26 protein-coding genes are annotated in these 24,020 nt (G+C 65.7%); 19 read left to right on the top strand and 7 right to left on the bottom strand.

The window, feature by feature from the left end:
* Window positions 1-185 precede the first annotated feature (185 nt).
* Complete coding sequence (locus ASG59_RS02365; protein WP_082528589.1) at window positions 186-1,649, bottom strand: methyl-accepting chemotaxis protein; 1,464 nt, start codon at window positions 1,647-1,649, stop codon at window positions 186-188.
* 870 nt (window positions 1,650-2,519) lie between these two features.
* On the opposite strand from ASG59_RS02365, the gene ASG59_RS02370 reads away from it, so the two are divergent.
* The 8 genes from ASG59_RS02370 to ASG59_RS02405 all read left to right on the top strand — a co-directional run bounded on the left by ASG59_RS02370 (window position 2,520) and on the right by ASG59_RS02405 (window position 10,743).
* Window positions 2,520-3,260: a hypothetical protein gene (locus ASG59_RS02370; protein WP_056285895.1), complete on the top strand. Its 741-nt coding sequence runs from the start codon at window positions 2,520-2,522 to the stop codon at window positions 3,258-3,260.
* 95 nt (window positions 3,261-3,355) lie between these two features.
* Window positions 3,356-4,606 (top strand): tail fiber protein, encoded by a 1,251-nt coding sequence (locus ASG59_RS02375; RefSeq protein WP_055888731.1) that lies wholly within the window; start codon window positions 3,356-3,358, stop codon window positions 4,604-4,606.
* A gap of 45 nt (window positions 4,607-4,651) precedes the next feature.
* Window positions 4,652-7,495: a hypothetical protein gene (locus ASG59_RS02380; protein ID WP_055888733.1), complete on the top strand. Its 2,844-nt coding sequence runs from the start codon at window positions 4,652-4,654 to the stop codon at window positions 7,493-7,495.
* Window positions 7,496-7,505: 10 nt separating this feature from the next.
* Window positions 7,506-8,249 (top strand): hypothetical protein, encoded by a 744-nt coding sequence (locus ASG59_RS02385; protein ID WP_055888736.1) that lies wholly within the window; start codon window positions 7,506-7,508, stop codon window positions 8,247-8,249.
* A gap of 80 nt (window positions 8,250-8,329) precedes the next feature.
* Window positions 8,330-9,196, top strand: a complete 867-nt coding sequence (locus tag ASG59_RS02390; RefSeq protein WP_056406817.1) for a glycoside hydrolase family 19 protein — start codon at window positions 8,330-8,332, stop codon at window positions 9,194-9,196.
* A gap of 3 nt (window positions 9,197-9,199) precedes the next feature.
* Window positions 9,200-9,616, top strand: a complete 417-nt coding sequence (locus ASG59_RS02395) for a 3TM-type holin (RefSeq protein ID WP_056406819.1) — start codon at window positions 9,200-9,202, stop codon at window positions 9,614-9,616.
* Between the two features lie 57 nt (window positions 9,617-9,673).
* Window positions 9,674-10,033 (top strand): hypothetical protein, encoded by a 360-nt coding sequence (locus ASG59_RS02400; protein WP_056406821.1) that lies wholly within the window; start codon window positions 9,674-9,676, stop codon window positions 10,031-10,033.
* A 212-nt stretch (window positions 10,034-10,245) separates the two neighbouring features.
* Window positions 10,246-10,743 carry a MucR family transcriptional regulator gene (locus ASG59_RS02405; protein ID WP_056406823.1) on the top strand — a complete coding sequence of 166 codons (498 nt, stop codon included), beginning with the start codon at window positions 10,246-10,248 and terminating at the stop codon, window positions 10,741-10,743.
* Window positions 10,744-11,252: 509 nt separating this feature from the next.
* Here the strand turns inward: ASG59_RS02405 and ASG59_RS19665 are convergent.
* Window positions 11,253-12,713: a PAS domain-containing methyl-accepting chemotaxis protein gene (locus ASG59_RS19665; RefSeq protein ID WP_082528590.1), complete on the bottom strand. Its 1,461-nt coding sequence runs from the start codon at window positions 12,711-12,713 to the stop codon at window positions 11,253-11,255.
* Window positions 12,714-13,080: 367 nt separating this feature from the next.
* Window positions 13,081-13,296: hypothetical protein (locus tag ASG59_RS21075; protein WP_210168502.1), on the bottom strand; the 216-nt coding region annotated here is incomplete at its 5' end.
* A 13-nt stretch (window positions 13,297-13,309) separates the two neighbouring features.
* On the opposite strand from ASG59_RS21075, the gene ASG59_RS21135 reads away from it, so the two are divergent.
* Together ASG59_RS21135 and ASG59_RS21140 are read left to right on the top strand one after the other, a co-directional pair.
* A partial coding sequence (locus ASG59_RS21135) for a pilus assembly protein TadG-related protein (RefSeq protein WP_244475604.1) occupies window positions 13,310-13,522 on the top strand: 213 nt, incomplete at its 3' end.
* A gap of 975 nt (window positions 13,523-14,497) precedes the next feature.
* On the top strand, window positions 14,498-14,860 hold the full coding sequence (locus ASG59_RS21140) for a hypothetical protein (RefSeq protein ID WP_056406827.1): 363 nt from the start codon (window positions 14,498-14,500) through the stop codon (window positions 14,858-14,860).
* A 14-nt stretch (window positions 14,861-14,874) separates the two neighbouring features.
* Here ASG59_RS21140 and ASG59_RS02420 read toward each other — a convergent pair whose 3' ends face one another.
* Window positions 14,875-15,129, bottom strand: a complete 255-nt coding sequence (locus tag ASG59_RS02420) for a hypothetical protein (protein ID WP_055888744.1) — start codon at window positions 15,127-15,129, stop codon at window positions 14,875-14,877.
* 180 nt (window positions 15,130-15,309) lie between these two features.
* Here ASG59_RS02420 and umuD point away from each other — a divergent pair.
* The 4 genes from umuD to ASG59_RS02435 form a co-directional block, all read left to right on the top strand.
* Window positions 15,310-15,676: translesion error-prone DNA polymerase V autoproteolytic subunit (umuD, locus tag ASG59_RS19675; RefSeq protein ID WP_244475605.1), on the top strand; the 367-nt coding region annotated here is incomplete at its 3' end.
* A 122-nt stretch (window positions 15,677-15,798) separates the two neighbouring features.
* Complete coding sequence (locus ASG59_RS02425) at window positions 15,799-17,091, top strand: Y-family DNA polymerase (protein ID WP_056406922.1); 1,293 nt, start codon at window positions 15,799-15,801, stop codon at window positions 17,089-17,091.
* A gap of 397 nt (window positions 17,092-17,488) precedes the next feature.
* Complete coding sequence (locus tag ASG59_RS02430) at window positions 17,489-17,731, top strand: hypothetical protein (protein ID WP_055888751.1); 243 nt, start codon at window positions 17,489-17,491, stop codon at window positions 17,729-17,731.
* A 334-nt stretch (window positions 17,732-18,065) separates the two neighbouring features.
* Complete coding sequence (locus ASG59_RS02435) at window positions 18,066-18,431, top strand: cytochrome c family protein (RefSeq protein WP_055888753.1); 366 nt, start codon at window positions 18,066-18,068, stop codon at window positions 18,429-18,431.
* Between the two features lie 106 nt (window positions 18,432-18,537).
* Here the strand turns inward: ASG59_RS02435 and ASG59_RS02440 are convergent, their stop codons facing one another.
* Both ASG59_RS02440 and ASG59_RS02445 read right to left on the bottom strand, forming a co-directional pair.
* Window positions 18,538-18,732 (bottom strand): hypothetical protein, encoded by a 195-nt coding sequence (locus ASG59_RS02440; RefSeq protein WP_244475606.1) that lies wholly within the window; start codon window positions 18,730-18,732, stop codon window positions 18,538-18,540.
* Window positions 18,733-18,761: 29 nt separating this feature from the next.
* On the bottom strand, window positions 18,762-19,385 hold the full coding sequence (locus tag ASG59_RS02445; protein WP_056406829.1) for an acyl-homoserine-lactone synthase: 624 nt from the start codon (window positions 19,383-19,385) through the stop codon (window positions 18,762-18,764).
* Between the two features lie 243 nt (window positions 19,386-19,628).
* Between ASG59_RS02445 and kdsA the strand changes: the two genes are divergently transcribed.
* The 5 genes from kdsA (at window position 19,629) to ASG59_RS02475 (ending at window position 22,856) form a co-directional block, all read left to right on the top strand.
* Window positions 19,629-20,438 (top strand): 3-deoxy-8-phosphooctulonate synthase, encoded by an 810-nt coding sequence (gene kdsA, locus ASG59_RS02450; protein ID WP_244472453.1) that lies wholly within the window; start codon window positions 19,629-19,631, stop codon window positions 20,436-20,438.
* Between the two features lie 432 nt (window positions 20,439-20,870).
* Window positions 20,871-21,632, top strand: a complete 762-nt coding sequence (locus ASG59_RS02460; protein WP_055888764.1) for a TerC family protein — start codon at window positions 20,871-20,873, stop codon at window positions 21,630-21,632.
* A 205-nt stretch (window positions 21,633-21,837) separates the two neighbouring features.
* Window positions 21,838-22,071, top strand: a complete 234-nt coding sequence (locus ASG59_RS02465; protein ID WP_055888767.1) for a hypothetical protein — start codon at window positions 21,838-21,840, stop codon at window positions 22,069-22,071.
* 133 nt (window positions 22,072-22,204) lie between these two features.
* Window positions 22,205-22,483 (top strand): hypothetical protein, encoded by a 279-nt coding sequence (locus tag ASG59_RS02470; protein ID WP_056406833.1) that lies wholly within the window; start codon window positions 22,205-22,207, stop codon window positions 22,481-22,483.
* Between the two features lie 145 nt (window positions 22,484-22,628).
* Complete coding sequence (locus ASG59_RS02475) at window positions 22,629-22,856, top strand: hypothetical protein (RefSeq protein ID WP_055888771.1); 228 nt, start codon at window positions 22,629-22,631, stop codon at window positions 22,854-22,856.
* Window positions 22,857-22,926: 70 nt separating this feature from the next.
* On the opposite strand, the gene ASG59_RS02480 is transcribed toward ASG59_RS02475, so the two are convergent.
* Window positions 22,927-23,922, bottom strand: a complete 996-nt coding sequence (locus tag ASG59_RS02480; RefSeq protein ID WP_055888773.1) for a tripartite tricarboxylate transporter substrate-binding protein — start codon at window positions 23,920-23,922, stop codon at window positions 22,927-22,929.
* Window positions 23,923-24,020 lie beyond the last annotated feature (98 nt).

Consider the following 24,020-nt stretch of genomic DNA (forward strand, 5'->3'; position numbering starts at 1 on the left):
CTACATGGCGATCTGCCCCAGCGAAAGATGCGGTCGAGACACCTCCCGCAGTGGTCGTGTCTCAGTTTGAGATTTGCCGGCGGTCTGCTTCAGAAGCAGCAGTCCTTCCCGTAATCTCGCCTGCAACTTCGCGTTAATCCCGAACCTCCGAGGTCGCGGCACAACCTACCCGAAGTTGCCTTGGTCTAGGCGGCTTTCACGCCCTCCAGGAAGCGCGACACCTCCTGGGTCAGGTTCTCAGCATGGTGGGCAAGCTCCCTGGCCGCGCCAAGCACCTGTGTCGCCGCCGCGCTCGTCTGACCTGCCCCCTTACGCACATTGCTGATCGCGGACGTGACCGCGCCTGTCCCTTGCGCGGCGTGGGCCACGTTCCGCGCGATCTCCTGTGTCGTGGCGCCCTGCTCCTCCATCGCGGCTGCAATCCCGACGGACGTATTCGAGATCTCACCGATTACGCGTTCCATTTCTCGGATGTCCGAGACTGCCTGCAGCGTCGCAGCTTGGATCTCGGCGATCTGCTCACCGATCTCGCCCGTAGCCTTCGTGGTTTGACCAGCCAAGTTCTTTACCTCCGCGGCTACGATGGCAAAGCCCCGTCCAGCCTCTCCGGCCCGCGCCGCCTCGATTGTCGCGTTGAGCGCCAACAGATTGGTCTGCGACGCGATATCGGAGATCACTGATACGACTGAGCTTATGCGCTCGGCGCTGATTGCTAATTTCTGGACTGTGAGGTCCGTTTGCTTCGCCTTATCGGCGCCCTGCTGGGCGACCGCGGCTGACCGGCCGACCTGCTGGACAATCTCCTGCACGGATGCGGACATTTCCTCGCTGGCAGCGGCAACCGTTTGCACGTTGGCGGAGGTCTGGAGTGCCGAGTCCGCGGCGGTGACCGTTTGCTGTGTGGTCTCGGTAGCCGTAGCCGCCATGGTGTTCGCGGTGGCCTCCATCTTGGTGGCCGCGCCTGCGAGCCCTTGGACAAGTGCGGAGACGTTGAGCTCGAACTCCGACATCAATCCTGCCAGCGCGCCTGCCCTGTGCAATTTGAAATCGCTCTCAGCCGCCTGTTCGGCAGCAAGCTCCCGGGCGAGGTTGGCGCTACGAATGGCTTCCGCCGTTGCATCCTCGGAGGCGTTCATCGCCTTAACCAGTTGATGGGCCGCCAGCATAAGCGCACCAGCCTCGACGAGGAGGATCACGGCGTGGATCAGGACGCGGGTGTAGTCGGCACCGCCTGGGAACACAGCCGCCGGGTAGAGGACGTTCAGCGCGAGGTGGTGGACTGCGACGACGCCCGTCGCCACCAGGATCGAGGACCAGCAGCCCCAGCCCGCCACCAATGCGAGAGCGGCGAAGAAAAGCATGTGCATGTCGATCTGCAGGTCCGTGCCCGCGGCACTGAACACCACTAGGGCGACGAGGGACATGGCTGCTGCCGACGACATTTGACGCGTGATGGCAGCCGGCCCATTCACACGTGCAACCACTCCAATAATGATGATCAGAGCGCCTCCGAAAACGGCCACGCCTACAAGGTTGGCGCCTGCAGCCCACGCGGTAAGAACGGCAACAGCATACAGTAGACACAGGCTGCCGAGCAGTACGGGCATGAACGCGCGGCGCAGGTCCGAGAGGTTGCTGAGCGGTGTCATAGTTGGAGGGTCCCGGTTATGGACGGTTTGGCGGAAGCGCGGGGCAAGCAGCTACTCACTGCGTTGGCTGCAACAACCAGGGTTGCGCCCTCTTGGTAGAGCGCACGCACGAGGCCCGGCGGGGCGGAGTCGAGAATTAGGAGATGTCCCCGGGCCGACATCCACACGATCCGAGCATCGGCGTTCGCGACCGCTGTGGGCAGCAGTTCGATCGGTCTCAGTCGCAGGATCGCGACGGGCTCATCTTGCCGCGGGCTGAGCGACAGACCGACAGGGCCAAGCCCACACAAAACGATGAAGCAGAGGGCGAGGATGCGGTTCGTCGCCCGCGTCCTGAACCTTACCCCAAACAGATCAGAAATTGTAGGAGCTTCGGTCATTTTGCTCAATGAACCACCACTACAACCAAAACTTGTTTTTCTTTTATTACTGCTCTGTCATGTATCGCCACTCAGTCATGAAGGAATTCTTATGTTCTCCGGTTACGCGCATCGCAAATGAAGGAATACCACTCCCTTGGCTCGCATGCGGTATGGTGCGAGCGGCTGTGACGAAGCTGTATCGAAAGGGGGGCGTGACGGCGGTATCCGCTTTAATCGGGCGGCCATTCAGATGCAGTCCGTCACCAGTCCACCCGACGGGGCCATTCGTCTCGGCCATCCTGGCAGTCCGAAGCTGACGTTCTGAGCTTCCGCAAAGTGTCGATAACCGCCGCTTAAGCGGGGGCAGACTACAAACTGAAACACGCCTATGCCGTCTGCCGCTTGACCCGACGGGCGAACCGCCGCACAAGACCAACGTCCCGCGACGTGCGCCGGGACCTTCAGGGCCGCTCCGCAAGGGCGGCCTTTTGCATGTCCGGAGCACGCGATGACCGACGAGATGCGCGCGGCCATCCTCGCGACGGCCGGCCGGATCGGCGCCAGTCCGCTCGATCTCGGCACGACGATCTCCTACGAGACCGGCGGCACGTTCGATCCCTGGAAAAAGGGGCCGACGACGCAGTGGGGCGAGCACCGCGGCCTCATCCAATGGGGCGAGCCGCAGCGCCAGAAATACGGCGTGACCCAGGACATGCCGGTCGCGGCGCAGGTCGAGGCGGCCGGCAATTATCTCGTCGACGCCGGCTTCAAGCCCGGCATGGGGTTGATCGACCTCTACTCGGCCGTGAACGCCGGTCGGGTGGGGCGCTACAACGCCAGCGACGCGAACAACGGTGGCGCGCCCGGCACCGTGGCCGACAAGGTCAACAACCAGATGTCCGGCCATCGAGCGAAGGCCGCGGCCTTCCTCGGCGGCGAGTTCGTCGCCGCGATGCCCGACGCAGCCAAGGGCGGGATCGGGCGGGCGGGCTTCGGCCTTTCGGGGCCGGTGGCGTCCGACACGGCCATCGAGCCCTCGATGCCCGCGCTCGAGGCGGCCGCGCCGGCGCCGGAACGCCCCGATGACACGGACTATGCTGGCATCCTGAAGGGGCTGCTGGCGACGCAGGTCGGTGCCCCGGCGGCGCCGGCACAGGCCGCACCAGCACCCATCACCGCATCACCGCCGCGCCGCACCGCCTTCGACGCCTCGAAGTTCTTCGGCCTGCTGCCGACCGCCCGGCGCTGACGCCTTAACCGCACCACCATCGCCGTCGGCACGACCCGATCCGGACGCCCTGGCGTCATCGGAGCCGGAGGCCTGCGCGCTTCCAGAGCTCGCCCATGACCGGCCTGTGGGACTTCTCGATCGACGCAACCTCGAACGACCTGGCCGCGCCACCGATCAATTGGCAGGAAGGCCAGGCGGCCGGGTCCGTCAACGCCTCCGCGCGCGAGATGATGGGAGCTCTGGCGCGCTGGCATCTTGATACGGTCGGCGTCTCCGTCGCATTTCGTGGAGCGAACAACGCCTACGCGATGTCCACGTTTCAGGGCGCGACGGCCGCTTCCCTGCTCCGAGGCTTCACCCTCGCGTTCAGCGTCGACGTGCCCAACGACGGGCCCGCCACGCTCTCGATCGACGGCGTGGCCAAGCCCCTCAGGCGCCAGGGCGGCGTCGAGCTCGCGCCGGGCGATCTCGCTCCGAACATCATGTATCGGATCGCGCGCTCTCCGTACTCGGAGGCCTACTTCGTTCTCACGCCCGGTTTTGAGCCGTCGGGGCGCATCTCGCCCTTCGGGGCTTATGCCGCGATCCCGCTCGGGTGGATCATCTGCGACGGCGCGGCCCTGTCTCGCACCGCGTATGCGTCCCTGTTCGCCGTCATCGGCACGACCTACGGCGCCGGCGACGGTACGACGACGTTCAACGTCCCGAACCTCAACGGCCGGGCGATGTTCGGCCCCGGCCTTAGTGGGGCAGGCGGCCTCGGCGGCGCGGTCGGCAGCGCCGGCGGGTCGGAGACGGTCGCTCTGAGCGTGGCCCAACTGCCGAGCCATAATCACAACGGCTCCTCTACCACCGGAGCCGGCGGGCACGACCACGGCGGCGCAACACAAAGCGGCGGCGAGCACAATCACGGCGGGGCAACCCAAAACGCCGGAACGCACGACCATACCGCTTCGACGACCACCGATGGCGCGCATCCTCACACTGGAACGACCGGAGCGCCTGGGACTAGTCACGCCCACTCCGTCCCGGTTGAGGGCGTGAACTTCGCCCTTGGCAACGGGACCAATCTTACCTTCGGCGTCAGGGCCGGGGCTGGCTCCCAGTTTATCCCGACGAGCACCGACTCCCCCGCCCATGGGCATGACGTCACGATCGGAGCCTCGGGCGGACACGGTCACGGCGTACAGGTCAACAACGGCGGCGATCACGCCCACGGGATCCCCGGATCGGGCACGCATGCCCATGTAATCACGGCGGTCGGCGACCACGCGCACGGCGTGAACGTCGCCGCGGCTGGCGAGAACGCCGCCCACCCGAACATGCCCCCCGGCCTCGTCGTCGTCTTCGCGATCAAGGCCTGAGCGGCCCCGACCCCCCTTCGACAATCGAACTCTGGAGTACTGCCGATGGGTGTCCCCGGCTGGTCGCGCACGCCTGCGCAGAACGGTGCGATCGCGACCGCCATCGCGGCGTTGGACGGCGCATCCGCGCGCTCATTCCCGGGCACGACGCGCGAGGTCATGGCGGCCGTGCGCCGCCTGGCCGACGACCTGAGTGGTGTGCTCGTCACGTCGGGCACCCTTAACGCCTACGTGGTCCAGACGGGGAGCGGCCTGACGGAACTGCGCCGTGGCCTCCGCCTCATGATCCAGGTCGACCGCGACAACACCGCTGTCGCGACGCTCAACGTCGACGGGCTCGGACCGCTGCCGTGGGTCGATGCCGGCGGCGTGCCGCTCCAGCCCGGTCGGCTGATCAAGGGGCGGTACTACGACACCATCCTCGATACGCTCGCCGATGGGTCGACCGTCGCCTGGCGCGTCCAGGCCGGCGCATCGACCCTGGACGAGATCCCCGGGCTGATCGATCTGCGCCAGGATGTCGTCGAGGCCGCCGAGGTCACCCTCGACAAGACGGCCGCCGCGATCGCCGCTGCGACCTCGGCGCAGGCGCGGTCCGACGAAGCGACACTCGCCGCCGCCACGGCGACGACGAAGGCCGCGGATGCAGCCGCGCAAGCCGCCACTTCGGTGGCGCAGGCCGGGACCGCGGTTGCCGCCGCCGCCATCGCCACGACGAAAGCCGGCGATGCGACCGCGCGGGCCAACAGCGCCGCCGCGTCCGCCACGCAGGCCCAGAACGCCGTCGCGATCGGCCGAGTGACACGAGACACGCTCGTCGACGTTGACGGCGTCGTTGGCAGCGGGCTCGGCTCGTCGCTCAACTTCCCCGATGGCGCCGTCGGCGAAGTGATGTTCGGTCCGGACGCCGGATACTACGCGAAGACCGGAGCCTCGGGCGCCGGCGCGTGGGTCCTGAAGACGAAGGCGACGGTGCCGGGGCTCGACGAGCGGACAAAGGACGTCCTCCTCACCAAGTCGATCACCGACGACATCACTCGCTACATGCAGGGGATCCTCGGGCGCTTCAACGGCCTGCAGGGGTTTGTGTGGGCAGCGGCTCGGGACTCGCTCGGGCGCGTGCCGCTCGGCGTCACCAAGACCGGCGCCGTCGCGATCCGCCGCAACCTGGTCCGGGGCCTGGCCCTGTCGGATTACGTCGAGGTCTGGGGCGACCGCGCCGGCCGCATCGCACTCGGTATCAGCAAGCGGGGCGCCGTCACGATCCGCCGGAATTTCGTCCGCGGCCTCTCGATGACGAACTACATCGAGGTCTGGGGCGACCGCGCCGGCCGCGTCGCCCTCGGCATCACCAAACGCGGCGCCATCGCCTTCTCGCGCACCAACCTCCTGGTCTCGTCCCTGCTCTGGGAGCGGTACGGACTGCGCCATCTCTGGACGGTTGTCGACAAGAACGGCCGGGTCGGTCTCGCGATCAACTATCGCGGGCGCCTGCAGGCCCGCATCGACCCCCCGAGCTGGGTCGCGTCGCAGCGCGAGGCCACCCTCCCGGAGACCACCGTCATTGCCCTGGGTGCCGCCGGCACCGTTCAGGACGTGGTCAAGGACAAGGAGTTCTACCGCTACAAGTCCACGCCCGATGGCGTCACGATGCCCTACGTGATGCGGCCGGCGTACGCGGGTTCGCCGAGCCTGCTCGACACGACCTCGCGGCTGGCGATCCACATCAGCTACGGGCAGTCCTGGCGCACCGAGACCCTCACCGATGACATCCCGGCGGCCGTCGCCGATATCGGCGAGCCCCGCATGGCCATGTCGCTCGGTCGGATGGGCGGGTCGTCTCAGAAGATCGAGCCGATTCAGACCATCGGCACGGCGTTCCAGACCTCGGCAATCATCGACCTCGCTGGCCTAAGCATGTCGCGAGGGGCGAACATCGGCTATGCGGCGGCGCAGGCGCTCGCCCGGTTCCGCCGGCGCGACAACGCCCGGCAGATGCCGGTGCTGGAATACTGCCACGGCTATCCCGGCTACACCTGGGAGCAGCTCAAGCCCGGCACCGACCCCTGGGCCCAGGGCATCCTCATGCACGCGGCGGCCCGCATCCAGGCGGCCCGCTACGGCAAGACGCCGTTCTTCGAGGCTACGAGCTTCACCCACGGCGGCGCGGTCGATGGCGGCGGCGAGGACTATTTCCAGAGCCTGACCGAGATGGTCGCCGGCTACGACGCGCTCGCGCTCAACGGCGCCGGCGGCACGCCGCTGCACTTCTTCACCGATCAGACGGCGGCCAGCATCGGGCAGGGGCAGGCGCAGCTCTCCTACCTCGACCAGGTCCGGTTCGCCGTCACCAACGCGGCGCGCGTCCACCTGATCGGGCCGCGTTACCCGTACCCGTTCCGCGACAACATCCATCACACCGGGCTCGGCTACACGCGGATCGGCGAGCTCGAGGGGCTGGTCAAGCGCAAGGTGTTGGACCTCGGCGAAGCCTGGGACTGCGCCCGCATCAGCGCCATCGCGGTCGAGAACGGTGGCTTCACGCTGGCCGTGACCCGGCCGCCGGGCTTCGGTGATCTGGCCGTCGACACCGCCATGATCGAAGCCGCGCCCGACAAGGGCTTCGTGCTCAAGGTCAACGGCGTGATCGTGCCGATCGCCAGCGTCACCGTCAGCGCGAACCTCGTGCGGATCATCCCCGTCGCGATGCCGGCCTCCGGTGCGACGGTCGAGGTCTCCTACGCCTTCTACGGCCGCCTCGACATCCCGCCCGGCACCCATGCCGGCGCCTGGGGCAACATCAAGCGCGTCGGCCCGCCTTCCAGCTACTTCGCCGGCGAGACGGTCGATACTTGGCTGTGCGCTTACAAATCCACACTCGTCGTTTGAGGGTCGTCAGATGAACTACAATGAGATCGCCTTTGCTTTCGAGGACGCCGATGGCCTCGATCAGATCAAGGACTTCCAGTCCCTTCTCACGGGCCCCGAATGCGTGGGCTTCTGGCGCTTCGACAACCCGGCGGCGCTCAAGCTGACCGACGGCCGCGTCGAGGAGATCGCCAACTGGAAGGTCGGTGGCGTGCCGATGGTCCAGGCGGCGGCGGCGCGGCGCGCACCGGTCGTCTACGACGACGTGCTCAAGCGCAACGTCGGGCGCTTCGTCCGCGCCGACACGTCGTTCTACACGGCGTCGGGCTACGTCTTCAATCCGGCCGCGGTCTACTCCTGGGTGGCGGTCGTCTGGATCGACGACTTCGCCGCGTTCAACCAGGTCTGCGGTCAGTACATCAGCACGCCCAACCGCGTGCAGATGCAGACCGGCACCAACACGATGCGTCACCTCTACGGCGACGCCGCCGTCCAGGGACCGATCACCGCCGGCGCCTGGGTTCGCGTCATCGTCTCGCTGGGCGTCGACCTCAAGCCCAAGATCAGGATCGGCAACGCGGCACCCATCATCGGCGTCGCGCCGGCCAACGCGCCGGCTCCGGCGTCGATCAACCTGTTCCAGATGGGCGGCTCCGTCATCACGCTCGGGGGCAAGCTCGATCTTCTGGGCAAGTACAACATCGACCTTCTCGCAACCGGTAACGCGCCGATGCTCGCCAACCTCGACGAATATCTGACCCTGCGCAGCGTGTGATCGGATCGACCTGACGCCCGACCCGTTCGCCATCCGCGCCGCCTCCGGGCGGTTTTTTCATGCCCGCAAGGATCTCCGCCATGACCCCGTTGGACCCGGGCGCGTTCGCACGTCTCGACCGCGCCAAGTTCTTCGCCGCGATCCGCCCCCTGTTCGGCTCGCTCTCGGTGGCGCAGGTCGTCGGCATCGAGCGGCTGCTCGACGCCTTCCTCGCCTACGCCCTGCTCTTGGATCGTCGGCATCTCGCCTACATCCTGGCGACCTCGTTCCATGAGACCGGGAAGCGGATGCAGCCGGTCCGCGAAGGCTTCACGCTCTCAGATGCCGCGGCCCGCCGCGCCGTGGCCTCGCTCTACGCCAAGGGCAGGATCAGTCGGAACTACGCGCTCCCGAACGCCCGCGGCCTGTCGTTCTACGGCCGCGGCGACGTCCAGCTCACGCACGAGGACAACTATCTGCGGATGGGCCGAATCCTCGGCATCGACCTGGCCGGCAACCCCGACCTCGCCCTCGACCCGGCGGTCTCGGGCCGCATACTCGTCGAGGGCGTGACGCGCGGCGTCTCGATCAAGGGCGACTTCACCGGCAAGGCGCTCGAGGACTATATCGCCGGAGACCGCTGCGATTACGTAGGGGCCCGCCGCACGGTGAACGGCACCGACAAGGCCGCGACCATCGCCGGCTATGCCGGGCGGTTCGAGGCCGCGCTCGTCGCCGGCGGCATGTCGCTCCTCGGTGCGCGGATGCCCGGGGCCTTGGGCGCGCCGATCAAAACCGGATCAAGTTCTAGTCCGGCCGCGCCGCTCACTAACCCCCTGACGAATAAGGCCCCGTCGCCCGCCGTGGGCGAGCTGGTCAATTCGCCATCAAAAGTAGGCCAAGCCGAACCCGGCTTCTGGTCGTGCTTCCTGTCGACTATCCGCACCAACATGACGAAAGAAGCCTGACCCATGGGCGCGCTGATCACCCTTATTCCGATGCTCTTGCAGTTCCTCGGCCCCGCCCTGGAGAAGGCCATTCCCGACGCCGGCCAGCGTGCGCAGGTCCAGGCCGACTTCCAGAAGGCGGTGCTCGAGAACCAGTCGGCCCTGAACCAGGCGATGGCCGAGGTCATGAAGGGCGACGCGGCCTCCGAAGGCTGGCTCACCCGCAACGCACGGCCGATGGTCGTCGTGTGGGGCCTGTTCATGGTGACCTACGTCGGCGTGATCGCTCCGATGATCGGACTGCAGAAGGAGGTGGTCGCCGCCTTGGCAGCGACTCCGGACAACCTCTGGAACCTGATCTCGATCGGCATCGGCGGCTTCATCCTCGCCCGCACCGTCGAAAAGGGCATCTCCGCGATCGCCCCCAAGGCCGGCCGGTAACGCACTCCGCGCGTCCGGTCCCGCCGGCGCGCCACCACGCTCGTGGGGGCTCGGATCATGGACACATCGTTTCTCGCACCTGGTCCGATCACCTGGGCAGGCCTCGTCGCTTGCATGCTCGCCGTCGTGGCGATCGTGAAGGGGATCGACTGGCTCCAGGCCCGATCAAAGGCCGGCGCCACGGCGGCCGTCTCGCCGCTCACCATCGACATGGCGGCGGTCAAGATCGAGGTCTCCAGCGTGAAGGACCAGCTCAACGCCTTCAAGATCGAGGTCGCGCGGACCTACGTTACCGGCGACGTGATCACGCGGCTGGAACGCCGGATCGACGAGATGATGCTGTCGGTGCGCGACGAGATGCGCGAGACCAGGGAGCAAATGCTCAAGGCGCTGATGAACCGACGATCAGGCGACTGACCCCCAGTCGCTCATTATCGCTCGATCAGGCCCCGCCCGGCACACGCCGTGGCGGGTTCTCATAGGGCTCTTCGGCTAGGCCTCAGCGCTCGGATGCGAAGTCAATCCTAACGTGGATAACTCTGCTGTAACTCAAATTCTAAAACATCAGCGTTGATTTTTCTGCGTTTGACGTTTCAGATAGATGTCGCCTCTGCACATCGGTGTCAAACATGGACGAAATCACTTCTGATATGCTGCCCGATTACGTCGAGCTAGCCGCCGACATCGTGTCCGCCTATGTCTCCAAAAACGCGGTCCCAGTGACCGAACTCGCCAGCCTGGTAGTGAGTGTACACACGGCTCTCAGCGGTCTTGCTGGTGGTAGATCCGAGGCTCCGGCGACGGACGCCGTCGAAAAGCCGACCCTTGCGCAGATCAAAGATTCCATCACGCCGGATGTCCTCATCAGTTTTGAGGACGGCAAGTCTTACAAGACGATGCGCAGGCATCTGACCCTACGCGGGCTCACTGCCGAGGCCTACCGGGAGAAGTACGGCCTACCTCACGACTACCCAATGACGTCGCCCGCCTACTCGGCACTGCGCGCCGAGATCGCTCGCTCCCTTGGCCTAGGGCAGTTGCGGAAGGACAGGGGCAAGGCTGCGCAGCGGGATAACGCGGTCACTGATACCGCGGGTGAGGCCACGCCAAAGCGAGCTGAACGGTAAGGAGCCGTCCAGACAGGAGTCAGCACGCGCGTTGAACCAATTCCGCCGGAGGGGGCCGTTCCGTCAGCATCACCCTCAATTTCTCACTTAAGCCCCGCCCGGCGCATGCCGCAGCGGGGCTTTTCTTTGATCCTTGTGAATGCGCCCGCGGTCCGATTGCCCATGATCCGCCTATCGAGTTGGTTCCTCCGCCTCGATATGGAAGCGTATTTGCGGGCAATGTCCGTTCTTCGCAGGCGCCTCCAATGTTGATGACCTCAACTCGCCCCGCAGACTCACGGCTTGCGGGGCATTTTCGTCGTGACAGCCTGGTATATCTGACCGATCATGCGGCTGGTCTCTATGCATAAGGTCTCAAACCTTTGTCCGGCCTGCTTGACTGGCGCGCCGGCTTTTTTGCGTTTCCTCTTCCGCCTCGCTCCATCACCGCCCGCGTAATCACCGGGGCAACCCGTGGGCTTCATGCGAGAAACTGCTGGAGTCGTAGGGCTCTTTTGCTCGCTCAGACTTTAGCTTGCCTTCAAGAAGCTCTGCATGCTCTCTCCAAGTCCGACCGAATGGACCGCCAGCTGTTCAGAAATCGTGCGTACTGCTTCCGCAAGCTGACCTGTCGCAGTTGCTGCAGCTGAAACACCGGAGATGTTGCTCGACATTTCCTCGGTCGAGGCTGCCTGCTCTTCAACCGCACCAGCCATTGCCAACGTCAGGTTCGAGAGCTCACCTACCGCAGCGGTAATCAACCCGATAGCTGTAACGGCTTCTGCGGTCGCGCTTTGAATTGCAGTAACCTGTTGCGTGATTTCGCCCGTCGCTTTTGCAGTTTGCGCGGCTAGCGCTTTAACCTCACTCGCTACGACTGCAAATCCACGTCCGGCCGCCCCTGCGCGTGCTGCCTCAATCGTCGCATTCAAGGCCAAAAGATTGGTTTGGTCAGCAATGGACTTGATCATGCCAACGACCGTGTCAACCTTGTTGGCATTCTCAGCCAGCAGACGAACTGTAACATCAGTGGCTGCCGCCTGGGTTGCGATTTGCCGAGCACGCTCGGAGACACTTCCAACTTGACCCGAGATTTCGCCGATCGCGCCCGTCATTTGCTGCGAACCAGCAGCTACGGATGATGCCCGAGCGCTTGCTTCGTCGGCAGATTGGTTCAGCCCCAGGGCCGACTGTTGCATCTCCCTGATCGCGGCACCGAGCGCGTCGACGACACGCGACACTTCTGCCGCCATCGCCACTTGTGCCGTCACGACAGCCCATGTCAGCATCGGTCCAATGTAGTTGCCTTCTGAGTCTTTAATGGCGGATGCGCGGAGTTCAAGCGTTTCTGGACCAACTTTAATCTTTGTGCGATGAGGAAGCCGACTTGCATCAGCCAGCATAGTCCGTTGATGATTCGGATTTTTATGAAATACATCGAACGAAGAACCAAGCATTTCATCAACCTTGATAGGCAAATATTTCTCAATCGCTCCAAGAGTTTTACGAGAGGTCGAATTAAAATAGTTTATTTTAAAATTGTCTTTTGGGTCAGCTGTCATGACTGCAACCGGCATGTCGTCAATCATAGTCATTAGCCGACTTGTTTCGTTCTTTTTTACGGTAACATCAGAAGCAAACTTGATGATTTTCGTAGGTTTACCTTGCGCACCCAAAATTGGATTATAGGTCGCCTCCAACCAAACGCGTCGACGACCTTTGCCCAGGCGCATGAATTCGCCCGATATGTGTTGACCTGATTGAAGTTTATTCCAGAAATCTGTGTATTGCAAACTTGCTGAAAATTTTTCTTCAACAAATATACTGTGGTGCTTACCTTTGACCTCTTCAAGGCTGTAACCAACCACGGAAAGAAAATTATGATTTGCATTCAAAATGTTTCCGTCCATCGAGAACTCAATGATCGCCAGCGAGCGATCAAGCGCATCAAGCTTGGCCTGAGCTTCATTGTAAGCTGATTTACGAAACATCTTTTTTCTCGAGTTCATGCACGCCGATCTCAAATATCTGATGAAGGTTAAAAATTTGTAATTATCTTTATAAATGTCTCTGATTATTGAATTATTGAGCAAGCGGGTTTCAAACCCCCGTTGCCTCTTTTTGATGTGATGCAACCGCAAATCGCGCCTTATTTTCTAATTGGCAAAAAGTCATATGATAAAATTGAAAGCTTTGATTGACCTGGTTTTCGGCTCCAAAAAGTTTTCCTGCAATGGTAAACGAGTATACCGCGCTCATAATGTCGGTCCGGTGACATCGCAAAGCTATGGCAAATATCCGGTTACGCTAACGATTTGTTCGTCTTTTGGGAAATCCTCGAAAAATCGACCTTTGTCTTCACGGAATCGCAGAACGTTTCGGCGCTACCTCGTCTCCATAAGAAGTGCGTGGAATGATCCGTTGGTTGAGGGACGCGGCCGGTAATCGCGACGGCGGCGTGATGCTGATCTTCGCGCTTTCGCTGCCGATCCTGCTGGCCGTGGCGCGGCGGCCCTCGAATACGGGTCCATCGTCAAGCGGCGCGGCGAACTCCAGCGGGCCGCCGACAGCGGCNGGAGTGCGTGGAATGATCCGTTGGTTGAGGGACGCGGCCGGTAATCGCGACGGCGGCGTGATGCTGATCTTCGCGCTTTCGCTGCCGATCCTGCTGGCCGTGAGCGCGGCGGCCCTCGAATACGGGTCCATCGTCAAGCGGCGCGGCGAACTCCAGCGGGCCGCCGACAGCGGCAGCATCGCCGGGGTCAACCAGTTCAAGCTCGCCAATGCCGACGACGCCTCTNTCCATCGTCAAGCGGCGCGGCGAACTCCAGCGGGCCGCCGACAGCGGCAGCATCGCCGGGGTCAACCAGTTCAAGCTCGCCAATGCCGACGACGCCTCTTCCGTGCAGGTGGCGATCGCCACCGCCCAGACCCAGGCGGCGGTGCAGGCCACCGCCGGCGCCACGCTCCAGGCCGCGGCGCAGGTGCTCGGGAACCATTCGAGCGTGCAGGTCACGCTCACCGAGACCGTGCCYCTGGCCATGGGCAAGCTGCTCGCGATGTCGGAGATGACGATCAAGGTGCAATCGACGGCCAAGCTGTCGGGGACGACGCGCCTGTGCCTGCTCGCCCTCGATCCCGCCGCGCGCGGCGCCTTCCACCTCGAATCCTCGGCGCGGATCACGGCGGGCGACTGCTCGCTCTACTCGAACTCGCGCCACGCCTCCGGCATCGAGGGCGAGAGCAACGCGGTCGCCCGCGCCCTCTCGACCTGCTCGGCCGGCGGCTACACCGGCAACAAGGCGAGCTTCATGCCGCCGCCGGCCACCGACTGCCCGGTGCTCAAGGACCCGCTCGCCGACCGTGCCGGCCCGTCGCTCGGCCTCTGCAAGATCCTGCCGCTGTGGTACAACCCCAAGATGCTGTTCGACGGGATCGACAGCCCGCTCTACGGCACCCAGGTGGTCAGCACCACGGCGACCCTGGAGCCGGGCACCTATTGCGGCGGCCTGCACATCACCAAGGGCGCCAAGGTCACGCTCAAGCCCGGCATCTACATCATGTCCGGCGGGCCCCTGGTGGTGGACAAGAAGTCGTCGTTCACCGGCACCAACACCGGCTTCTACTTCACAGGCCTGCGCGCCGGCCTGCTGTTCGACGAAGACAGCGTCATCAGCCTGACCGCGCCCAAGAGGACGGCGACCGCCTGCTGCGCGCCGGCCTGCTGTTCGACGAAGACAGCGTCATCAGCCTGACCGCGCCCAAGGACGGCATCATGGCGGGACTGCTGTTCTTCGAGGACCGCGCCCTCATCAACCTCCTGCCGCTGCCGCCGCCCCTCAGCGGCAAGGGGCCCGCGCCGTCCCTGATCGGGGCCGTCGTCGGCCTGCGCGAGTACCGGATCATCAGCAACGAGGCCCGCAACCTCCTGGGCACCATCTACCTGCCCGCCGGACGCCTGATCATCGACTCGAAAAGGCCCATCGCCGATCAGTCCGCTTACACGGTGATCATTGCTCGGATAATCAACCTCTACGATGGCCCCGACCTCGTCCTAAACGCCCGCTACGGCACTACCGACATCCCCGTCCCCGAGGGCGTCGGCCCGAGTTCGGCTGATACCGTGCTGTCAAACTGACCCCAGTTGAGTCTCTATCCACCCTGCAAGCTTTCGGCGAAATCTTCCGGGATCTCGCCGAACCTTCCTAGGATGGTGACGCCTTCGAGCTCGCCGGTCTCGTCGTCGGCCATCACCTTAAGCGCTGCCGTTCCTGGCATCCGGCCGGCCATAGCCTCGGCCTTCTTTAATGCGCCGCTCTCGGTCGGCGAGATCTCGCGGTCGCCCGGGACCAGGCGCTTGCGCTTGATCGTGAACGTCTGGACGAGGAACGTGGTCTTGATCGTCATGGCCGGTCTCCGCTCCTGACAGCCCCGCGCTGTCCCCGTTATCCACAGCCCGCGCGATCCCGTTGACCCGGCCCGCCCCTCCTGTTTGTTCTCTTTCCGTTCTATCACGGATCGGAGCGCGATGTGGGCCTGTATCGGATCGCGGACCTGGACCCGGCCGGATTTATCCCCATACCGATCATGGGGCCCGCGCTATGCGCCGGGTTCCCGTCGCCGGCCGACGACTTCTTGGAAGGGGCGCTCGAACTGCCGCGCTGGCTCGCGCCCAATCCGCCGGCCACCTTCGCCTGGAACATCTCGGGCGATTCGATGCGGGCCGCCGGTATCTTCGACCGCGACCTCGCGGTGGTGGACCGCAGCCTGAAGGCCGGCGACGGCAGCGTGGTCGTGGCCGCGATCGACGGCGAGATGTCGATCAAGCGGCTGCGCATTGAGGGCAGCGTGGCGCGGCTGGCTTTCGACAATCCGGACCTGCCGGCTTTCGCCGTCCAGGAGGCGGCCGAGGGCGAGATCTGGGGCGTGGTCCGCTTCACGATCCGCTGGCACGNGGCTGGCTTTCGACAATCCGGACCTGCCGGCTTTCGCCGTCCAGGAGGCGGCCGAGGGCGAGATCTGGGGCGTGGTCCGCTTCACGATCCGCTGGCACGTCGCGCGCGCCGGACTGGTGCGATGAGCCGCGCCATCGCGCTGATCGACGGCAACAGCTTCTACTGCTCCTGCGAGCGGGTGTTCGACCCCAAGCTGGCACGGGTGCCGGTGATCGTGCTGTCCAACAACGATGGCTGCGCCATCGCCCGGACGGCCGAAGCCAAGGCGCTTGGGATCAAGATGGGCGACCCCTTCTTCAAGATCTGCGAGCAGTGCCGGCGGGACGGGGTGCGGGTCTTCTCATCGAACTACACCCTCTATGGCGACATGTCGGCCCGCACGAACGCGGTGTACCGCGACTTCGCGCCGGTGGTGGAGATCTACTCGATCGACGAGAGCTTCCTCGATCTGTCCGACGTGCATCCCGACCGACGCGGCGAGCTCGCCCGCGATCTGCGGGCGACGGTCCGAGCCTGGACCGGCATTCCAACCTGCGTCGGGATCGGGCCGACGAAGACCCTGGCCAAGCTCGCCAACCACATCGCCAAGTCCATTCCCGACCTCGACGGCGTCTGCGACCTGTCCGACGAGGACGAGCGGGCGGCCTGGCTCTGCCGCATCCACGTCGGCGAGGTCTGGGGTATCGGCCGGGCGTCGCTCGCCAAGCTCGAAGCCATGGGCGTCGATTCGGTGGCGGACCTGCGCGACCTCGACCCCCGTCCGGTGCGCAAAGCGATGACGGTGGTGGGCGAGCGTATCATCCATGAGCTACGCGGGCTGTCGTGCCTGCCGCTCGAACTGATGCCGGCCCAGCGCAAGGGCTGCGCGGTGACTCGCTCGTTCTCCCGCCGCGTCACCGAACGTGCGGTGCTGGAGCAGGCGGTGGCGGCGCACGCGACCCGCCTCGGCGAGAAGCTCCGGCGCGGCGGCCTTGGCACGTCCCACGTCACCGTCTTCTACCACACCAGCACCCACGACCGCGGTGACCCGATGCGGTCCGTCTCCACCACCGTGACGCTGCCGGAGGCGACCAACGACACGCTCGCGCTGATCGCCGCGGCCCGGCACGGCGTCGATCGCACCTGGCGCGATGCGCCGGACGACCGCCCCTGGCGCTACTCCAAGGCTGGTGTCGTCACCACCGACCTGATGCTGCTCGATGCCAGCCCGCGAGCGTTGATCGGCCAGCTCGATCGCGAGCGCAGCGGCCCCCTCATGGCGGCGATGGACGCCTGCAACGCCCGCTTCGGCCGCGGGAGTGTCGTGCCGGCCCGGGCCGGGCTGATGGAGAAGCGGACGTGGTCGACGAAGTTCGAAATGCGTAGTCCGCGCTACACGACGCAGGTGGCCGAGCTGCCGACGGCTCGGGCTTAGGCCCCGACAGGACGAAAAGCCCTTTGCAAACCCGCTCTAAGCCATTGATTTGTAATGGCCTCCGGAGTCTATCTTTTGCAAAATTATGTAATAAAATCAACGAATATATCTAGCTTGAGGTGCTAGTCCTGCAAGGGGTGGAGGTTCGAGTCCTCTTGGCCGCACCAACTCTACTGTCCTCGACGACAGGGAGTTGGTGCAAGACGATCCGGTTGCCGGCGACCGTGGTCCGACGCCGCTCCGAACCGAGGAGCGGTCCGGTGTCCGAAGCCCGTGCCATCATCACGAGTAACCCGACGAGACGCTCCGTCGCCTGGATGGTGTACCTGGGCGCGAGCCGGTCGAACCGCGCGGCGACGGGTCGGTTGTCTTTTTGCATCCACAGCGAGGACGACCGATGATCCGCCTGTCCCATGCGGCCCTTCTGCTGATCGCGGTCGCGCTGCCGGCGAGCCTGCCGGTTCCGGCGATGGCCCAGAGTCCGGCCAAGGACTACCTGTTCCAGGAACAGCGCTTCAGCCGGGCCTGCCGGCCGCCGCTCAAATACGCGGCCGGGGCGTGCGTGCGCCGTTGTCCCGCAGGTTACGAGGACATGGGCCGCACCTGCCGGCAGCGCAGCATGAGAGGCGGCGGCTGGTAGCCGCGGCGCCCGCACCGGCCTCCGACAACGCCCGCGGAACGAGAGCCCCTGTCTCCCGGCGCAGCGTCCAGGCCGCTCGACCCTAGCCATCCCTCGTCGGCGATCCTGCTCGATCCGCTCTCGACGAACGACAGAACGGCGCCCCCTGCGGCGCCGTTCTGTCGTTCGCACGCCTGCGCGTCACACAGAGAACGGAAAACCTTCCCGCACGATGCCGATGCCATCCTTAATCCACCCAACAACTGCGGCAAGATGCCACATCTGGTACCGGAGGCCTGGGCGGCGACGGGGAGAACCACAGGTAGAGCCGGGCCAACACGAAAAGAGGAAACCCATGCGCCACCTGCTCCTCAACCTCGCCGTCCTGCTCGCGCTTCCTGTCGCCGCCCAGGCCCAGGATGCCGGAGACCCTGCCGCCGGCGAAAAAGCGTTCACCGCCTGCAAGGCCTGCCATCAGGTCGGCAAGAACGGCGTCGGTCCCAATCTCGTCGGCGTCGTCGGCCGCAAGGCCGCGAGCTACGACGGCTACACCTATTCGGCGGCGCTCAAGGCGGCCGACATCACCTGGGACGACGCCAACCTGCACGCATGGCTGAAGAACCCGAAGGCCAAGGTTCCCGGGACCAAGATGATCTTCGCGGGCTATCCCGACGACAAGAAGATCGACGACGTCATCGCCTACCTGAAGACGCTGAAGTAAGCGGCGGCCCGGACCGGGACCAGGCCGGCTCCCGGCCATAGCGACGGGAGGGGCGGGACGGATCGGCCGTCCCGCCGAGGCGCGACACGGGCCGGGCCCCGTCCGGTCACTCGCGGAGCTCGTTCACCAGCTCGAGATGGGTGCCTTTCGCCAGGGCCAGGCCGACCTCGTAGAGGAGGAGGTCGATGAGTTCGCGCATCGAGGCCGTCCCGGCCTCCTCGATCACCGCACGGGCGGCCATGCAGTGATCCGCGAGGATCTCGAGGGCGTCGTCGGACTGGATCATCTGGGTTGCGGCCATGGTGTGGAATTCCTCATCAGGGGCGGCGATCACGCCGCGAGATACTGGACGACGGGGGCGAGGACGGAGCCGGTGTCGCCGCGGACTCCGCGAAGGCGGGCCAGGGTGCGGGCGTCGAATTCGGCGGTGGCGGCCAGGATGTCCTCGCCGCTGATCCGTTGCGGCAAGCCCAGCGGACGTGCCCGGAAATGCAGCTGCACCACGTGCAGCAGGTAGAGGGTCGGCATCTGCAGCACGAGCTGGCGCACGCCGCTGGCCAGGCCCCATTCGACGATTCCCGTCAGGAGCGCGATGGAGACCGGGTTGACGGCCTTGCCCCGCGCCCGGTGCGAACGGGCGACCGCCTGCCGGGTCCACTCCCAGGTGTCGGTGCCGCAGGGGCGCTCGCCCTCGCAGAGTTGCGGCATCACGTCCGACAGGAGATGCGGCCGCGTCGTCGGCAAGAGCCGGCTATAGCCGATGACCCGTTCGTCCTCCATGGCCAGAAAATGCACGGCCTGCGGCGTATCGAACTGATCGATCTCGCGACAATCCGGCTTGGCAAGATCGGTCCACTTCTTTTCGACGACGAAGACCTCATGACGTAGACGCCATACCTGCTCCATCGCATCGGAATACTGATTTGCATTACCGGGCGTAACGATATGGATCATGTTCGAGCCTCCGCGTTCGAGGCTTGTCTCGCATGTTGCTTCAGCGGCGCGTACTACGGGAATCCGTAGGGCGGGGCCGACGCGTGGCGGCGCGCCCCGCCCGGCTGTGCTATCCCTCGCGGCACGTTCGACTGCGCGCGTCCATACGGCTTCGAGCCCGGGCACGGGCGCGCCCCACCCCAGGTGACGCCGCCCCGCTGCGAGGCGGCACCGGAAGGCCCCATGACCCAGACGAAAACCGTGATGGTCGGCGATGTCGCGATCGGGGGGCAGAGGCCCTTCGTCCTGATCAGCGGCCCCTGCCAGCTGGAGAGCCTCGAGCATGCCCGCATGATGGCCGAGGGGATCGCCGCGGCCTGCGCCCCGACGGGGACGCCCTTCATCTTCAAGGCGAGCTACGACAAGGCCAACCGGTCGTCGATCTCCACCGAGCGCGGCCTCGGCCTGGACGAGGGGCTGCGCATCCTCGACCGGATCGGCCGGGAATTCGGCTGCCCGGTCCTCACCGACGTGCACGACGCGGGACAATGCTCTGCCGCGGCCGAAGTCTGCCACGTGTTGCAGATCCCCGCCTTCCTGTGCCGGCAGACCGACCTTTTGCTCGCCGCGGGCCGGACCGGGCGCGCGGTCAACGTCAAGAAGGGGCAGTTCCTCGCGCCCTGGGACATGGGGAACGTGGCCGCCAAGATCGCCTCGACCGGCAACGAGAACATCCTCCTGTGCGAGCGGGGCACGTCGTTCGGCTACAACACCCTGGTCACCGATTTCCGGGGACTGCCGACCATGGAGCGCACCGGCTACCCGGTGGTGTTCGACGCCACCCATTCGGTGCAGCAGCCCGGCGGCCAGGGCACCACCTCCGGCGGACAGCGCGAATTCGCTCCGGTCCTCGCCCGCGCCGCCGTGGCGGTGGGCGTCTCGGCCCTGTTCATCGAGACCCACCAGGACCCCGACAACGCCCCCAGCGACGGGCCCAACATGATCCCCCTCGACGAGATGCGAGGGTTGATCGGCAGGCTGGCCGCTTACGACCGGCTGACGAAGGCCGCCTGACCGGTGGCGCCGACGGGGACGAACGGCCAAGGCCTCATGGTTTCGCCGTCTTGCAGGGGGAAGGGGAGGGGCGGCTCAGGGTCCGGGTGCCCGTCCGACACGAGGATTGCCAAGAAGGCCAGGCTTTCGGACCGCATGACCGTCGAGCCTGGCTGAAGGAGCGCTGAATCGGCGATGCCCTCGAACAGACGCCACTTATCGAACGGACCCTGCATCATCCCGCTTGAAATACGCCGCCCGAACGGCTTTTTGGGGCTGGCGGAACCTTGCGATCTCCTGCGAGGGACCCCGACCACCCACGACGACGGGCATGTCCTCGCCGACGGCGGCATCCGCAATCCTCGCGGCCGGCATGCGCGACATTGCGTCGAGTCGCATCCGCCCTGCCGAACCTGAAGCTTTGTCGGTCCTGAAGAAGAGATTGTGCCCGCGATGGATTTCAGCAGCCCCACCTTCTACCTGTCGGTCCTCCAGATCATCTGGATCGACCTCCTGCTCTCCGGCGACAACGCGGTGGTGATCGCCCTCGCCGTGCGGGGCCTTCCGGCACACCAGCGCAAGGTCGGCATCTGGCTCGGCGCCGGGGCCGCCGTGCTTCTGCGCATGATCTTCGCCGGCCTGATCTCCTACCTGCTCAACGTCCCCTTCCTGAAGGTGGTCGGCGCCCTGCTGCTTCTCTGGATCGCGATCAAGCTGGTGGTCGGCGAGGAGGAGGAGGAGACCGACATCGCGACGTCGGGCACGATGTGGAAGGCCGTCTGGACGATCGTCGTCGCCGACGCCGTCATGAGCCTCGACAACGTCATCGCCATCGCCGCCGCCGCCAAGGGGCACTACGAGCTCTTCATCTTCGGCCTGCTGCTGTCGGTTCCCCTGGTGGTGTTCGGAGCGACCCTGGTCTCGAACATCCTCAAGCGCTACCCGGCCATCGTCTGGGCCGGCGGCGCACTCCTCGGCTGGGTCGCCGGCGAGATGTTCATCGGCGACAACTTCCTGCTCACCTACCTGCAGCCGCACCTGCCGGCCTACATCGTGGCCAACCCCCATTCGGAGGGCTACCTCATGAGCATCGGCCTGCTGCACTACGGCGTCGCGGCCCTGGGCGTGCTGATCGTCCTCGCGGTCGGCCTCATCATCGTGAAGCGCAAGGGCGGGCACCATGGGTCGTCGGCCCTGTCGGAGACCGTCCGCTGAGCGGGTTCAAGCAATGTGGTGACGGGGGTTCCCGAAGGAGACCCGCGTCCGATCGTGAACCCGGGCGGACGACGTGTCGGCCTGCCAACGCGTGTCTGCCGAGGGTCCCTGGTCCGGGACTGCCGTGCGCCCGGGCCTTCTCGGCGACGGGGGTACGGTTTCTCAACCTCTTGCGGCCAGGATTCCAGCCGCGGAGGACCAAGCCATGACCGAGACCTCGACCAACGATCGACCGGCACGGTCGGGCACCGGCCCGTCCCTGTCCCTGGTGGAGCCGGCCACCGTGCCGTCGGACCGCCGCGGCGCGGTGCGCCGCAAGCTCGTCATCGAGGTCTCGTCCGATCTTCACCAGCGCATCCTGTCGATCTGCGCCACGCGCCGCATCCCGGTGAACCAGGCGGTTCGCGAGGTACTGGAGCGGTCCTTTCCCGGCAAGTGACGGCTGGGCAAGTGACGGTGACGGCCAGACAAGTGACGGCCAGCGACCTGCCTGCGTCACATCCCCGTCCCCAGGAACGACGCGGATGACGGTCCGTTGACGGTCATTCTCGAGCCATGACCGGAACCGACACATGTCCACCAAGATCCTCCTCACCGCCGCGGCCGCCTGCGTTCTCCTCGCAGGACCCGCCCTCGCTCAGGACGTGCGGATGGACCGCATGCCGAACCAGACCGGGACGGTGGTGCAGCCGCTGCAGAATTCCACCGGGAACGACGGCGGCGTCGTGATCTCGCGCGGTGCGACCGGGGCCGATACGATCACCACCGATTCGGCCGCGGGCGGCAATGCCAGCCGGCCGGAGCAGGCCATCCCGAACGGCAGCGCCAACGGCGGCGGCGGCGGACGGTGACGGCTGCGAACGGACCGGAGGGCGGGAGGCAATCGACCGCGTTGCGGGAAGGCGCGCAGGCGCGCTTCTCTCTGTGCTTCCGACCGACATCGACGTCGGTGGTTTGTCATGAGCCCAGGTCGGGCCTCACCGCAGACGGGGCAGCATGGCCAATATCGCGATCATGATCGGCACGCCCGGCGGCACCCGCCTCATGGCGGCGTCCTCGGAACGCAGCGCCGCACTGATGGCCGAGGCGCTGCTCGTCACCCTCGGGCGCGACGCGCTTCCCGCGCCGCTCTGGGTGCAATGTGCCGACACCGGAATCGTCTCGCGGCTGACTGCCTATCTCGGCGATCTCCAGGCCGACATCCTCGGCGTCGAGGCGGAGTGACGGACGCGGCGGCCCGGTGCCGCCGCGTCCGTTGTTTCGATCCCGGGGCGCGAGATCGGGGCGCGACGGCCTACTGACCGCTGGCGTCGACGGCGGCGCGCAGGACGGGGGTCCAGCGGGCGACTTCGCTCTCCACGAGCGCCTGGAGGGCCTTGGGTCCCTGCTCGGCCGTAGACGGCACGGTGCCGCCCAGATCGAGGATGCGCTTCTTGGTGCCGGCGTCGGCCAACGCGCTGGCCAGCGCGTCCTGCAGCTTCTTGGCGACATCCTGCGGCAGGCCCTTGGGCGCGAAGACCGCGTTCCAGGCGCTGACCTCGTAGCCGGGAAGACCCGCTTCCTTGGTGGTCGGAACGTCCGGCAGCGCCGGGGACCGCTCGGCGGTGGCGATGGCGTAGGCCTTGATCGTGCCGCCGGTGATCTGTGTGGCGACGTTGACGATCTGGTCGGTCATGAAGTCGACCTGGTTGGCCATCAGGTCGTTCAGGGCCGGGCCGGTGCCGCGATAGACGACCAGGGTCGGCTTGGCGCCGATGATCGAATCAAACAGCACGCCGGTCGAGTGCGAGACCGAGCCGACGCCGGCATGGGCCTGGTTGACCTTGGGGCCGCCCGCCTTGACCGCCTCGACGAAGGCCTTGAGGTCGGCCGCCGGGAAGTCCTTCTTGGCGACGATGACGATCGGCGTACCGGCCGCCATCCCGATCGGGTCGAAGCTCTTGGCGGGGTCGTACTTGAGGCCCTTGAACAGGGCCGGCGCGGCACCGTGAGTGCCCATGTGGCCCATCATGATGGTGTAGCCGTCGGGACTGGCCTGCGCGGCGCGGGTGATGCCGGTGGTGCCGCCGGCGCCCGACACGTTCTCGATCACCACCTGCTGGCCGAGGGAGCGCGACATCTGCTCGGCCACCAAGCGGGCGACGATGTCGGTGGGGCCGCCGGCGGCGAAGGGCACCACCATGGTGATCGGGCGCTGCGGAAAGGTCTCGGCGGCGGCCTGGCCGGCGAGGCCGACCGTGGCGGCGAGGCCGAGGGCGCCGAGCGCGCGGCGGGTGAACGTTGTCGTCATGGCGTCATCATCCCTTCGAGGTCGTGGATCCCATCCGACATCCGTCCGCTTGGCTTCGCCCTGCGGATGCCGGCTTCGCTCAGGCGCCGCGCGGGCTC

Source organism: Methylobacterium sp. Leaf466 (assembly GCF_001425565.1).
Taxonomy (GTDB): Bacteria; Pseudomonadota; Alphaproteobacteria; order Rhizobiales; family Beijerinckiaceae; genus Methylobacterium.